Annotated in this window: 11 protein-coding genes; 5 read left to right on the top strand and 6 right to left on the bottom strand. The window is 35.5% G+C overall.

Going from position 1 to position 13,260, the window contains the following annotated elements:
* Positions 1 to 11: 11 nt before the first annotated feature.
* Positions 12 to 683, bottom strand: coding sequence for a tRNA (guanosine(37)-N1)-methyltransferase TrmD (trmD, locus tag KBP46_RS18805; RefSeq protein ID WP_062676259.1), 672 nt, complete (start codon positions 681 to 683; stop codon positions 12 to 14).
* The gene (locus tag KBP46_RS18800) at positions 680 to 1,942 is read right to left on the bottom strand and encodes an NAD(P)/FAD-dependent oxidoreductase (protein ID WP_062676260.1); all 1,263 of its coding nucleotides are present in this window, start codon (positions 1,940 to 1,942) and stop codon (positions 680 to 682) included. Before KBP46_RS18800 ends, trmD begins: the two co-directional genes overlap by 4 nt.
* Positions 1,943 to 2,107: 165 nt before the next feature.
* On the opposite strand from KBP46_RS18800, the gene KBP46_RS18795 reads away from it, so the two are divergent.
* Positions 2,108 to 2,872, top strand: a complete 765-nt coding sequence (locus tag KBP46_RS18795; protein WP_367397883.1) for a glycoside hydrolase family 25 protein — start codon at positions 2,108 to 2,110, stop codon at positions 2,870 to 2,872.
* A 139-nt stretch (positions 2,873 to 3,011) separates the two neighbouring features.
* Here the strand turns inward: KBP46_RS18795 and KBP46_RS18790 are convergent, their stop codons facing one another.
* Positions 3,012 to 4,667: an alpha/beta fold hydrolase gene (locus KBP46_RS18790; RefSeq protein WP_216443894.1), complete on the bottom strand. Its 1,656-nt coding sequence runs from the start codon at positions 4,665 to 4,667 to the stop codon at positions 3,012 to 3,014.
* A gap of 121 nt (positions 4,668 to 4,788) precedes the next feature.
* The gene (locus KBP46_RS18785) at positions 4,789 to 5,301 is read right to left on the bottom strand and encodes a 5'(3')-deoxyribonucleotidase (protein ID WP_062676310.1); all 513 of its coding nucleotides are present in this window, start codon (positions 5,299 to 5,301) and stop codon (positions 4,789 to 4,791) included.
* 216 nt (positions 5,302 to 5,517) lie between these two features.
* On the opposite strand from KBP46_RS18785, the gene KBP46_RS18780 reads away from it, so the two are divergent.
* The gene (locus tag KBP46_RS18780) at positions 5,518 to 7,410 is read left to right on the top strand and encodes an ABC-F family ATP-binding cassette domain-containing protein (protein ID WP_216443893.1); all 1,893 of its coding nucleotides are present in this window, start codon (positions 5,518 to 5,520) and stop codon (positions 7,408 to 7,410) included.
* Positions 7,411 to 7,534: 124 nt separating this feature from the next.
* Here KBP46_RS18780 and KBP46_RS18775 read toward each other — a convergent pair whose 3' ends face one another.
* On the bottom strand, positions 7,535 to 8,590 hold the full coding sequence (locus KBP46_RS18775) for a Gfo/Idh/MocA family oxidoreductase (RefSeq protein ID WP_216445504.1): 1,056 nt from the start codon (positions 8,588 to 8,590) through the stop codon (positions 7,535 to 7,537).
* A gap of 180 nt (positions 8,591 to 8,770) precedes the next feature.
* On the opposite strand from KBP46_RS18775, the gene KBP46_RS18770 reads away from it, so the two are divergent.
* The 3 genes from KBP46_RS18770 (at position 8,771) to KBP46_RS18760 (ending at position 12,441) form a co-directional block, all read left to right on the top strand.
* Positions 8,771 to 10,963, top strand: a complete 2,193-nt coding sequence (locus tag KBP46_RS18770; protein WP_216443892.1) for a TonB-dependent siderophore receptor — start codon at positions 8,771 to 8,773, stop codon at positions 10,961 to 10,963.
* 102 nt (positions 10,964 to 11,065) lie between these two features.
* Positions 11,066 to 11,581, top strand: a complete 516-nt coding sequence (locus KBP46_RS18765; RefSeq protein WP_062676266.1) for a hypothetical protein — start codon at positions 11,066 to 11,068, stop codon at positions 11,579 to 11,581.
* A 269-nt stretch (positions 11,582 to 11,850) separates the two neighbouring features.
* Positions 11,851 to 12,441, top strand: a complete 591-nt coding sequence (locus KBP46_RS18760; RefSeq protein WP_047435061.1) for an outer membrane beta-barrel protein — start codon at positions 11,851 to 11,853, stop codon at positions 12,439 to 12,441.
* A 99-nt stretch (positions 12,442 to 12,540) separates the two neighbouring features.
* Here KBP46_RS18760 and KBP46_RS18755 read toward each other — a convergent pair whose 3' ends face one another.
* Entirely contained in the window at positions 12,541 to 13,176 is a 636-nt protein-coding gene (locus tag KBP46_RS18755) for a peroxiredoxin (RefSeq protein WP_123279164.1), read from the bottom strand.
* Between the last annotated feature and the right edge of the window lie 84 nt (positions 13,177 to 13,260).

The raw sequence follows: 13,260 nt of genomic DNA, 5'->3' as shown, positions 1-13,260 counted from the left end.
ACGATTTTCGTTTACAATAAATCGGGACGTTTTTCCTTTGTAATTCTTACGGCTTCATCATGACGCCATTCTTCAATTTTTCCGAAATTCCCACTCAAAAGGATTTTAGGAACATCCAGGCCTTTATAACTTTCGGGTCTAGTATAGATGGGTGGTGAAAGAAGATCATCCTGAAAACTGTCTGTTAAAGCGCTTTGTTCATCATTCAAAACTCCGGGAAGCAATCTGATAACGGAATCTGCCAGAACACAGGCAGCCAGTTCTCCTCCTGTAAGAACGTAATCCCCAATTGAAATTTCTTTGGTAATATGAAGATCTCTTACCCTTTGGTCTATTCCTTTATAATGTCCGCAAAGAAAAATTAAATTCTCTTTGATAGACAATGAATTGGCTATTTTTTGGTTTAAAGTTACCCCATCCGGAGTCAGATAGATTACTTCATCATAATTTCTTTGAGATTTAAGCTCTGATATACATTTATCCAATGGCTCAACCATCATTACCATTCCTGCACCGCCTCCGTAAGGCTCATCGTCAATTTGTCTGTGCTTATTGATTGCCCAGTCTCTCAGATGATGAAAATGTACTTCTACCAGTCCTTTGTCCATTGCTCTTTTCAAAATAGAGGTTTGGAACGGACTTTCCATCAATTCCGGAAGTACGCTTATTATGTCAATTCTCATTGTAATGTTCCGTTTTTCTTAGTAGGTATAATAATTAATCTTAAAGAAGAATCTTTGTTGATATAACTCCACATCCAGTTGAAGAATATGGCCAGTTTATTTCGAACGCTCAAAATTAGCATTAAATGGAGAAACATCCAGAAATACCATGCCAGAAATCCCTGAAATTTTATAAACGGCAGATCTACAACTGCTCTGTGCTTCCCAATAGTCGCCAATGAGCCTTTGTCATCATACTCGTATTCTTTCCATTCTTCGTGGCTTTTCTTTAATAGATTTTTACCTAAATTTTTTGCCTGATTAATGGCTACGTTGGCTACCTGAGGATGCCCATGTGGATATTTAGGGGTTTCCATATAGGCAATATCCCCGATCGCATAAATATTATCGTAACCTTGTATTTTATTATATCGATCAACAATATATCTGTTTCTCACTAATTTTTCTTCCGGAAAACCTCCTACAACATTTCCTGTAACTCCGGCTGCCCAGATCACATTATTGGATGGAATTTCTTTTCCGCTTTTCAAATGAACCTTATCTCCGTCATAATCCGTCACTACTTCTCCACTCATAAAAGTTACCCCAAGATCTTTAAGATATTTTTCTGACTTCTCCTGAGCCTCACTACTCATTACTGCAAGTGGTTTTTCGGTAGAACTCACCAGAATAATTTTCAGATGATCAAAGTTCATATAAGGATAATCTCTTGGAAGAATATCTTTTTTCATTTCAGCAAAAGCCCCTGCTAGTTCTACTCCTGTAGGACCGCTTCCCACGATAACAATATTCCAGTTTCCGTCATCGCTTCGGCTTTTTTCAATAATCAGTTTTTCAAAGGTCATCAAAACATGATTTCTGATACTGATGGCTTCCTGAGTATTTTTCATTCCGAAAGCTTTGCCTTCCAATTCTTTATTTCCGAAAAAATTAGTTTTACAGCCCGTTGCAATGATGAGTTTATCATAGGTAAATTCTGCTTCATCAGTAATGACCTTATTGTTGGCAGGATCTATTTCTTTGACTTCAGTCATACGGAACTGTGTATTTCTGGACTGCTGAAAAATCTTTCTGAAGGGAAAGGAAATGTTGGAAGGTTCTATCCTTCCTGAGGCTACCTGATAAAAAAGCGGCTGAAACATATGGTGGTTCATCCGATCCAGAACAATCACCTTTTTGTTCTTGTTATTCAATGTTTTTGCAAGCTGCAGCCCCGCAAATCCTCCTCCAATAATGATGATTTTTTCGCGTGTTTCCATAATACACAAATTTACTGATTTTATTTTAGCATTTAGCAGTGAAAAAAGTTAGTTTTGCAAAACTTTATGACACCAAAAAAGTACACCAAAAAAACTGCCAAACAAGTCCATAAATCGCGACGGAAGAAGTATTTTTTCCGAAGATGGGTGATATTGGTTATTTTAATGATAGCATTAGTAGGAACAGGACTTTATTTAAGACAGTCTATCAGTTATTACTATGCGCTGTACTTTAATAAATTTAAGCATAAAAAGCTTCATAACAGTGAAAAGGAAGCAGCAAGAATCCAAAGAATACTAGCCAGTAACCTTGATAAAACCTATGGTTTTGATGTTTCTCATTATCAGAATCGTGAAGATATCAAATGGGACAGTCTCAGCATCGGAAATAAAACGATTCCATTAGAATTTGTTGTCATGCGTGCAACGATGGGAAACCGAAGTGCCGATAAGCATTTTGACGAATTCTGGGAAAGTGCTAAAAAGCATGATCTTATCCGTGGTGCCTATCATTTTTACAGAGCTGATGAAGACCCTGTGATCCAGGCTAATAATTTTTTAGAGAATGTAAAACTTGAGAGCGGGGATCTTCCCCCGATCCTTGATATTGAAAAAATTCCCAAGCGTAAAACCAGCAAAAAGCTGATTGAAGATCTGAAAATATGGTGTAAAATTGTAGAAGATGCCTATGGTGAAAAGCCGATCATCTACACCTACTATCATTATTATAAAGACTTTCTGAAAGGCGAGTTTGAAGATTATCCTTTATGGCTTGCCAATTACAATGATGTTCCGTCTCCTTCTCCTGATGATGAGTGGGATTTCTGGCAGTTTACAGAAAACGGGATTGTTCATGGTATCAACGCTAAAGTGGATCTTGATATTTACAATGGTAATTCGTGGTCATTAAAAAGGCTGACACTGGATTAAAAGAAGGGAGGAAGGAAGCACAAAGATGGGAGCTGATGAAGTTTCATTGATCCCGTATGATATGTTTCAATGAGTCAACTTACAAAATTAGCTAATGGATATCACTTCCATTCTCCATCTCCCTGCTTCCAGCCTTTATCTAATTACTTTTTCCTAAAAAATTCAGAATATCCGTATTGAGCTGATCTGCGTTTTCAAAAGGAATCATATGGGTGGCCTTGTTGTAGATTTTAAGTTCAGCATTGGGTATTTCTTTTGCAATAAGTTCAGTATGACCACGTTTAATAACATCATTCTCACCGGCAATAACCAATACTTTACTTCCGATTTTATTTAAATCTTTCTTCTCAATGCGCGGCTGTGTCAGCATAATTTTCAAAAGCCTTTGTTCATTAAACTTTTCAGGATCCTTCAGCTCTTTCATCACCAGCATTTTATTTTCAAAATGATCAGTAAGTCTGTCATCCACTCCACCAGGAAATGCATTGGCTCCAATTGCAATCAGCTTATTCAGCTTTTCAGGATATTTCAGGGCAAATTCCAGTCCGGTATTTCCACCATCACTCCAGCCTGCGATATTTACCTTATTGAGCTTTAATTGGTCTGCTACTGCTTTTACATCATCAGCAAACATTTTGTAGGTAAATTCCTTTTTAGAGGAATCTACACTTTTCCCTTGTCCTCTTGTATCTATAGCAATTACTTTATACTGCTTTGATAAAACAGGAATCTGCTGATAAAAATCTTTAATACTTCCTGAATTGCCATGAAGCAGAATCAATGGTTCTCCTTCACCATACACCTCATAATAAAGGTTGGTATCCTGAAGTTTCAGATAGTTTCCTACGGCTTTATTTTGCCCATACACAGTTTGCTCCGATTCCTGGATATATTTTGACACATCAGGCATCAGTGCTTCTGCGCTGTCATCTGCAAAACCGTTTTCATCATCCGTATTTTTGTCTCCGTTTTTATCCATTTTCACATCGATATTAATGGCAGGTGCGGCGAGAGTCATTTTTGTCCACTCTCCGTAAAATTTCCTTATAAATCCTGTTTTGAACAATGCTGCACTTATATTGACTCTCCCTTCAAATTCTTTTAAAAACTGAATTCCTATAAAAAACCTTCCGTGTACCCAGATATTACGGTCATTCACATCCAATGTATAAGTTCCGTCTTTAATCATATCACTGGTTAGTTCAACGGTAATTTCTTCATCAAGAATATTTTTATCCGGAAAACCATCTTTTTCACTATAAATAGTATACCGCATGATGACAGGCTTATCAGCAGTATAGCTGGCAATATTCAGGTTAATATTCTTAATCTTTGATTTCTTTTTAGCATTAAAAGCCAATGCGGTTTCACCAAGAAAATCTTCTTTTCTGAGGTGTGGATTTACCGAGTACATAACACTTTTTGTCTTCGTATTGACTCCCCAGTTTTTATCAACAAGTTTCTTAGGCTTAATGGTAATCTCTTTAATATTTTTAGTTTTCTCTGTTAAAAATATTTTTTGCTGATCATTTTTTTTAAAATCCTGTATTGTTTCCTGGTAAGGCTCAAATCCCGGTACTTCTATTTTTATTTTCTGCCGGGGATCTGTATCGGAAAGATCAATTGAAAAATTTCCTTTTTCATCAGAGATTGTTCCGATTGATTTTTTTTCAATTCCAATCTTTACATAAGGAATTGGATGGTTTTCATTTTTAGAAATGACAGTTCCGGAAATAACCTGGGCATGGAAAGCAGAGGCTGTGAAAAGGAAGAATAAAGTATGATCTATTTTCATGTTAAAAGTTTAAAGCAAACTTATTTATTTTCAACAGCCCAATATCCCAATACTTTATTAAAATTATTCTCCCTTTAGTTAAAGTTGTTTTAAATATTTCCTAATTATAAATATTTCCTACTTAAAGGATACTCATAATTTCTTCCCAGGAATGCACTCTTTCGTAAGTATCATTTTCTATCAGTTCATTATGAGGTTGGGTAAATATCAGTCTCTGCCCTGAAAAATGATCTAAATTTTTAGGATAGTCATCAATCATGATATCTCCGGACACTACTTTTTTACTTCCACAAAGAACAATCTGTTCCCAGGTAATGAATGGGAAATGCTCTGCCAGCCAATCATATTTTTCCCTTAAGCTGTTTGGAAACTCCATTCCGGCAGATACAATATAGAGTTCATATTTATTATTCAGATATTCCATTGCCTCACGGCTTCCCTTCATTACAGGTAAGGTTCTGAAAAAACCTACTTCATTCACGTGCTTTTTTCCATTGGGAAAAGATTCTATTTCAGGCTTACCAGCCAAATCACTGATTTCAATTTCTCTTCCTGTATCTCTTTTTTCAAATTGTACCAGCTGATGATATACATCCGCCATTACCCCGTCCATGTCGACAATAACTTTTTTCATTGTTTCCATCAGATTTTTGTATTATTTATTACTATTAAAATGTGTATTTCATTGTGGCTGATCAAATTTACTGATTAGTTTTTTCAGGCAAGGGACACTATCTATTAAAAAATCATAAATATTCATTCTTATAAGATGCGTTCCGGAAAATTTTATGGCTACATTTTCGTATTTTTGCGACTTAGTTAAAAAATAAAATCAAACTATTAATTCCCAATGAATTACGTTTCTGCAGAAAATCTTACCAAATCTTACGGCATCAAAGTTTTGTTTAAAAATATTTCTTTTCACATCAATGAAGGAGATAAAATAGCGATTGTTGCCAAAAATGGAAGTGGAAAATCTACCCTTCTGAAAATATTAATGGGTAAAGAAATTGCAGACAGCGGAACTGTGATCATCAATAAAGATATCCAGGTGGTGTTATTTGACCAGGAAATTGATTATGATCCTAAGCTCAGCATTGAGGAATTCATGATGACCCTTGATTCCGAACCTATCCTCGCTCTTAAAAACTATCACAAATCACTCCATTCTACAGATAATGATTTTATTGAGAAAGCATTGGCTGATATGGAAGTTCATAAAGCCTGGGATCTGGAGAATGAAATGAAACAGATTCTTTCCCAGCTTAAAATCACTGATCTGGATGCTAAAATGGGTACTCTTTCCGGAGGGCAGATCAAGCGTGTAGCATTGGCTAAACTTTTAACAGAAACAAGAGCCGAGCACAGGCATACACTTCTTATCATGGATGAACCTACCAACCACCTGGATGTGGATATGGTAGAATGGCTTGAAAATTATCTGAACAAAGCAAAAATCACTTTATTGCTTGTAACCCACGACCGATATTTCCTTGACAGTGTTTGTGACAGTATCTGGGAAATGGAAGATCAGAATCTGTATGTTCACAACGGTTCTTATGCTACTTACCTGGAGAACAAGATGATTCGTGAGGAAAATCTTAATGCTACAATTGACAAGGCCAATAACCTTTACAGAAAGGAACTGGAATGGATGCGAAGACAGCCGAAAGCCAGAACCACAAAATCAAAAAGCAGAATTGATGCTTTCTATGAGACTGAAAAGGTTGCCAAAACCGATACCAGAAAAGACGGACTTGAACTGGATTTTGAGATGAAACGTTTGGGAAATAAAATTCTTGAACTTAAACATATTGATAAAAGTTTTGGACCTAAAGTTTTATTGAAAGATTTCAGCTACCAGTTTCAGCGTGGAGAAAAAGTGGGAATCATTGGAAAAAATGGGGCGGGAAAATCTACCTTACTTAATATTATTCAAGGTTTTGAAAAAGCCGATAAAGGAGAAATTGAAACCGGAGAAACAATTTCTTTCGGTTATTTCTCACAAAAAGGGCTTACATATAAAGAAGATGAGCGTGTAATAGATTTCATCAAAGAAATTGCAGAATTTTATCCTTTAGCTAATGGCAAAAGTTTATCGGCATCACAGTTCTTAAGATTATTTTTATTTGATGATCAGACACAATATTCTCCTATTTCTAAACTTTCGGGTGGTGAAAAGAGAAGACTTCACCTGATGTATATCTTGTATCAGAATCCTAACTTCCTGATTTTTGATGAACCTACAAATGACCTGGACCTTCCTACATTAACAGTGCTGGAAAATTTCCTTCAGCAATTTCAGGGATCTTTAATTATCGTTTCCCACGACAGGTATTTTATGGACAGAATTGTAGACCACGTTCTGGCTTTTGAAGGAGACGGAAAAATCAGAGATTTTGTAGGAAACTTCTCAGAATACAGAGAAACAAGAAGCCGTGAAGAAGCCTTAGAAAAAAATACAATGGTAAAACCTGAGCCTGTAAAAGAAATTGTTTCTCCAACAGAAAGTACTCAGTCTGCCAATTCTAAAAGGAAACTCACTTTTAAAGAACAAAGGGAACTGGAAACCATTGAAAAAGAGATGCCTGAACTGGAAGCACAACGTACTAAAATTCTGGATAAGCTCAACAACGAAGCTGATTACGAAAAGATAGCCACACTTTCTTCAGAACTGGAAAGCGTTTCAGAAAAACTGGAGAACCATGAAATGAGATGGCTGGAGCTTCAGGAACTCCTTTAATAATGATGAATTATGAATGAATTCAAAGAGTTTTAGAGTTTTAGAGTAAACGAATTGAAGACTTCTCATCACAACTGTTATCAACTTTGAATCTTGAATTCATTCATAATTCATAACTCATCATTTATAATTCTATTATTCTTTCTTCTTTTGCACTTTTAAGAGAAGTATCTATGATTTTCATATTCTGAATAACTTCTTTTCCGGGAGATGGTAAAGCATATCCAAAAACGATGTGTTCATAAATTTGCTGGTAATAATTCATGTAGTTTCCGGCTTCACTGGAGGTAAGAATTCTCTCTGTTTCAGAATCATCATTCAGGAAGTTTAAAATTCCGTCCGGCTCTTTCAGAGGCTGTGTCCATTCTTTACCATATTCAGGAACAGCACCTGCTACCAGTTCATTTTCTTGATTATCGGTTCTTTCCTGCAGGAAAGTTCCTTTGTCTCCATGAATAGTGTAAGCATAATGTCCTTCTTTACTGAAAACAGATGATTTCAGTCTTACCCTCATATTATCTTTATAGAATAAGAGAATTTCAAAATAATCGTTAGCGAACTCAGTTCCTTTCATAGAAAACACGTCTGCAAACAATTTTTCAGGATATCCAAAATACTGCACCGCCTGATCTACAAGATGTGCCCCCAGATCGTGAAGTGATCCTGCCCCCACCTGATCAGGACTTTCTTTATGCTGTTTTCCACTGGCGGTTGTACGGAATCTGTCAAAACGAATTTCAGCTTCTTTAATATTACCTATTTTCTTATCATCAAGAATCTTTTGAACCTGTAGAAAGTCGCGGTCGAATCTTCTGTTTTGATATACGCTTAAAAACAATCCTTTTTCTTCTGCTAATTGCACCAGCTCTTCTGCTTCAGAAACATTTACTGTAAAGGGTTTTTCCACAACAATATTTTTTCCTGCTTCCAGTGCTTTTTTGGCGTACTCATAATGAGTCTGAACCGGGGTATTGATAATCACCAATTCTACATCAGCATGCTGAAGCATTTCTTCCACGGAACGATAGATGGTTGCTTCCGGATACTTTTCCTTCGATTCTTCCTTACTTCTTTCCACCACAGCAGACATAAAAAATCCCGGATGTTCTTTTAAGAAGGGAGCATGGAATACTTTCCCACTCATTCCAAAGGCGCAAAGCCCTGCTTTTACCAATTGCATATTATAATTTTTAACAAATATATTCATAAAAAATTTTCTATCCCTTAGTCTAAGCGGCTATAGAAATAATCCATCTCATCAACACTAAGAATATGATTTAAATCATAAAATTATTTTTATCTATTCTAAACAAATACTTACATTTGCGCCTTATTTAAAACTGTTCTACATAAAAATAAAATGAAAAGACAATTACTTTCTTTAGGTCTTCTGTTTATCGCCGCTTCGGCAAGTTCACAGCTGAAAAATACTGAAGCTGATACTATCAGAACTCAAACTATTGAGGATATCAACCTTCATAAAACGGGAAATCCTAACCAGGCAAGACCATTATCAACAAAATCTAATCTGACGGTAATGGAAAACCCTCAGCCTATTGCTATTGTTACTCACGAAATCATTGAGCAGCAGCAGGCAAAACAGCTGAGTGATGTTATTAAAAATGTAAATGGTATTTACCTAACATCTGCAAGAGGAGGATCTCAAGATAGTTTTGGTGGAAGAGGGTTTATTTTTGGAAATGACAATATTTTTAAAAACGGAGCAAAAGTAAACAGTGGCGTTTTTCCTGAAGTAAGTGGTCTGGAAAGAGTGGAAGTTTTAAAAGGAGCAAATGCCATGTTGTATGGTAACGTCGGACCTGGTGGAATTGTAAATCTTATTACAAAGAAACCAAGATTTGAATTTGGCGGATCAGTTGGATTAAGTGGAGGTAGCTGGAATTCTTACAAACCTATGTTTGACATTTATGGACCATTAAGCAAAAAAGTAGCATTCAGAGTTAATGGTACTTATGAATATGCTGAAAGTTTCAGAGATATGGTAGAGTCTAAAAAGCACTATTTCAACCCATCTTTTGTTTTCAACTTGAGTGAAAACACACAGTTAATTGTAGAAGCTGACTACTTATATCATAATTTCACTCCTGATTTTGGAATTGGAAGTGTTACTGATAAAACCACTGGAGTATCAAGATTGGCTACTGAAGTTGATCGTAGAAGCTTTTTGGGAGCCAACTGGCAGTATCAAACCAATCAACAAGCTACTACTGATGTTGTTTTGAATCATCAATTGAACAGTAAGTGGAGCTTAAATGCAGTTGCTTCTTATCAGAACTATACGAAAGATTATTTTTCAACGGAAAGAATTCAATGGCAGTATGAATCTGCAAAAGGAAATTTTAACCCATCTTGGAACAGAACTTTAGGAAGAAATTATACAGAACAGAACTATACTTCATTACAAGTTAACCTAAACGGTGAATTCAAAACCGGTAATATCATTCATAAAGTGCTATTCGGAGCTGATGGAGATTATGGCTTAGCAGATACTTATGCTTATAATTTCACAAATCCTGCTAATGTCAACTATGGGACTTTATATTTAAATAATCCTTCTACTTGGTCAAATGACGGTGCTATGCCAGACACCTACAGAGCATCTAGAAACAGAATAGCTACAAAAAGATTTGGCCTTTATGCACAGGATTTAATCAGTGTTACTAAAGAATTCAAAGTGTTAGCAGGTGTAAGATGGTCTTATTTAAAAAATGAAGATACTGAAGTAAAAGATTTCTTAAAAGGAACAGAAACACCTACAGTAAACAGTGGTTTACAAGCACACGCAGTATCTCCAAAAGTAGGATTAATTTATAATCCTAATGATAATTTATCAGTTTTTGCAACGTATACCAATTCATTCTCACCGAATTCAGGGTTTGATCAAAACAATCAATCCTTAAAAGCATCCACAATTGATCAGTATGAGGTAGGAGTTAAAAAAAATCTTTGGAACAATGCTATAGCTGTGAACTTAACTGCTTATCAAATAAATAATAGAGACGCTTATACATCTCCATACCTTGCAGACAATAAACTTGCTTTATATAAGGTATATGCTGGTAACATAAGAAGTAGAGGTGTTGAATTGGATATCACAGGAAACCCTACGAAATATCTATCCCTAATTGGAGGTATTTCTTATAATAATACTGTATATACAAAAACTCCAAATGACGGATTTGTTGAAGATCAAAAATTGGTAAGAACTCCTGCTCTTACAGCAAATGCTTCCGTATTCTATACCTTTACAGACTTTGTAAAAGGTCTGAAAGTAGGAGCTACAGCATTCTATACCGGAAAAAGACAAGCCGGTTGGAATGACGTAAAAGGACAAACTCAGCAGACTAGAATGATTGATATCAATGGGTTTACAACTGTTGATATAAGTATAGGTTATGGTTGGAAAAAATTCTCTATCCAGGGGAAAGTGGGCAACCTGTTTGATGTTGTAAACTACAATGTTCACGAGAATTATTCAGTGAATCCTATTACGCCTAGAAATTACTATTTCACATTGACATACAGACTCTAGAATTTCTAGAATTCTTTAAATAATAATTCTTTCATTAAAAGTGGAGATTGCATTTTTGCAGTTTCCACTTTTGAAATTTTAAACAAAAACAAAACAATAGATATGGATAAGATTAAAGACACAAGAAGTTTCATGAGAATTACACACCGTTATCTGGGATATTTCCTTGCCGGAATTATGGCGGTATATTCGTTAAGTGGAATCCTTCTGGTGTACAGAGACACTGATTTTCTGAAAAGCGAAAAAAAATATGAAAAAAACATTGCTGCCAATCTTTCAGAGAAAGAACTGAAAAAAGAACTGAAGATGAAAGGCCTGGAAGTGGAAAAAACAGAAGGAAGCGTTCTTTATTTTAAACAGGGAACTTATGACAGTGCCACCGGAAAAGCCAAATACACTAAGAAGGAACTTCCTTTTGTATTGGATAAAATGGTTTCTCTTCACAAATCACAATCTAAAGATGCTATATCTCCTCTAAGTGTATTCTTCGGAGTTTCCCTTTTCTTTTTTGTCATCTCAAGTTTCTGGATGTTTAATCCTAAAACAAAAGCATTCAAACGTGGAATCAAGTTTACGATTGCCGGCTTGATCATTTCCATCATTCTTTTGTTTATTTAATATAATAGGAAGGCAAATCAAAAGAAAAAACAGCAATTTGGAACATTAACAAAATAACATCTGTTTTTATCATTTTCATTCCAAAACGCCTGTTTTATTTTCTTTATCATTATGATATCCTCAGTTAATCTGTTAAAAAAGTAAATTATATCTCACTGGTAATCTTAACGTTTATTTAGAAAAATTACGTAAAATTAAGAGTCTGGCACATTTATTGTTTTTTCTATAATTCGTGAATAATAAACATTTAATTATTAAAATAATAAATTATGAAAAAACTTATTTTAACAGGAATATTAGCCGTAGCAGGCTTAACAGCAACTGCCAACGCTCAAATTCAGAAAGGTAATTGGATGGTAGGGGGTAACCTTGTAGGGGCAAATTTTGGTTTAAATGAAGGAGCAGGATACAACTTTGCAATTCAGCCTAAAGGAGCCTATTTCATTGAAGATAATATCGCAGTTGGGGGATATGTAGATTTAGGTTTCAAAGGAGCTAAAGATGCACCCACTACTTTCACTTATAACGTAGGAGCATTAGGACGTTATTATCTTAATCCGGGAGAGCAAGGAGTAAACAACTTACTACACCACGGAAGATGGTTCTTCGAAGGTAACGTAGGTGTTGGAGGGATGTCAATCTCTAAAGGAGGTTCTTCTTCTAACGGTCTTAACTTTGGATTCGGACCTGGATATTCTTACTTCATCACTCCAAACATCGGATTGGAAGGTTTAGTGAAATATGATGCAAACGCTGGATTCGGAAGCGGTGGATACACTAACAAAATTACTTTTGGTTTAGGTTTCCAGATTTATCTTCCAACGTCTAAAGCAAAACAAATCATCAACGACGTTAAGTAATCACTGAAATACTTATAAAAAAAATGAAAGCGCCCCGGAAATTTATTTCCGGGGCGCTTTTCGTACAAATTAAAACTAAACTATAAAAAATCAAATAAATCATGTATTAGGTTGTGGAGTGTATCTCAAATACGGTTTTATTTCCGTTACACCTTTTGGGAATATTTTTCGTGCGTCTTCTGTAGAAATGGTTGGAGGTATAATAACATCTTCTCCGGTTTTCCAATTTACAGGAGTGGCTACACGATAATTATCTACTAACTGTAAAGAATCCAGCACTCTAAGGATCTCGTTAAAATTCCTTCCTGTAGAGGCCGGATAGGTAATAATCAGTCTTACTTTTTTGGAAGGATCAATAATCAGAAGAGAACGTACTGTAGCGGTAGCCGAAGCATTGGGATGAATAAAATCATACATTTCTGAAACCTTTCTGTCTTTATCGGCAATAATAGGAAACTGAACTTGGGTGTTCTGAGTTTCATTAATATCTTTAACCCAATTTTGATGATCTTCTACCCCATCTACACTCAGGGCAATTACTTTCGTACCTCTGGCATCAAACTCAGACTGAAGTTTTGCGGTATATCCCAACTCTGTTGTGCATACCGGTGTGTAATCTGCAGGATGCGAAAACAAAATCCCCCAGGAATCTCCCAGATAATTATAAAAATTGATATCGCCTACTGATGATTCTGCCTGAAAGTTGGGCGCTGTATCTCCTAGTTTGATTGACATAATGTTCTTTCTTTATAGTCTACAAATTTAGTAGACTTTTTGGAACTGGCAAATTTTTTGATGAAAATTTATATCTTTAATTAA

Origin of the sequence: Chryseobacterium sp. PCH239 (assembly GCF_018924625.1) — a bacterium.
Classification (GTDB): Bacteria; Bacteroidota; Bacteroidia; order Flavobacteriales; family Weeksellaceae; genus Chryseobacterium; species Chryseobacterium cucumeris.
Note: the sequence above shows the minus strand (reverse complement) of the source record. Positions and strands in the feature narration are given on the sequence as shown.

Excerpts from the sequence above, each read along its gene's own strand:
- trmD (WP_062676259.1), bottom strand. The coding sequence starts at position 683 with ATGAGAATTGACATAATAAGCGTACTTCCGGAATTGATGGAAAGTCCG.
- KBP46_RS18800 (WP_062676260.1), bottom strand. The coding sequence starts at position 1,942 with ATGGAAACACGCGAAAAAATCATCATTATTGGAGGAGGATTTGCGGGG.
- KBP46_RS18795 (WP_367397883.1), top strand. The coding sequence starts at position 2,108 with ATGATAGCATTAGTAGGAACAGGACTTTATTTAAGACAGTCTATCAGT.
- KBP46_RS18790 (WP_216443894.1), bottom strand. The coding sequence starts at position 4,667 with ATGAAAATAGATCATACTTTATTCTTCCTTTTCACAGCCTCTGCTTTC.
- KBP46_RS18785 (WP_062676310.1), bottom strand. The coding sequence starts at position 5,301 with ATGAAAAAAGTTATTGTCGACATGGACGGGGTAATGGCGGATGTATAT.
- KBP46_RS18780 (WP_216443893.1), top strand. The coding sequence starts at position 5,518 with ATGAATTACGTTTCTGCAGAAAATCTTACCAAATCTTACGGCATCAAA.
- KBP46_RS18775 (WP_216445504.1), bottom strand. The coding sequence starts at position 8,590 with ATGCAATTGGTAAAAGCAGGGCTTTGCGCCTTTGGAATGAGTGGGAAA.
- KBP46_RS18770 (WP_216443892.1), top strand. The coding sequence starts at position 8,771 with ATGAAAAGACAATTACTTTCTTTAGGTCTTCTGTTTATCGCCGCTTCG.
- KBP46_RS18765 (WP_062676266.1), top strand. The coding sequence starts at position 11,066 with ATGGATAAGATTAAAGACACAAGAAGTTTCATGAGAATTACACACCGT.
- KBP46_RS18760 (WP_047435061.1), top strand. The coding sequence starts at position 11,851 with ATGAAAAAACTTATTTTAACAGGAATATTAGCCGTAGCAGGCTTAACA.
- KBP46_RS18755 (WP_123279164.1), bottom strand. The coding sequence starts at position 13,176 with ATGTCAATCAAACTAGGAGATACAGCGCCCAACTTTCAGGCAGAATCA.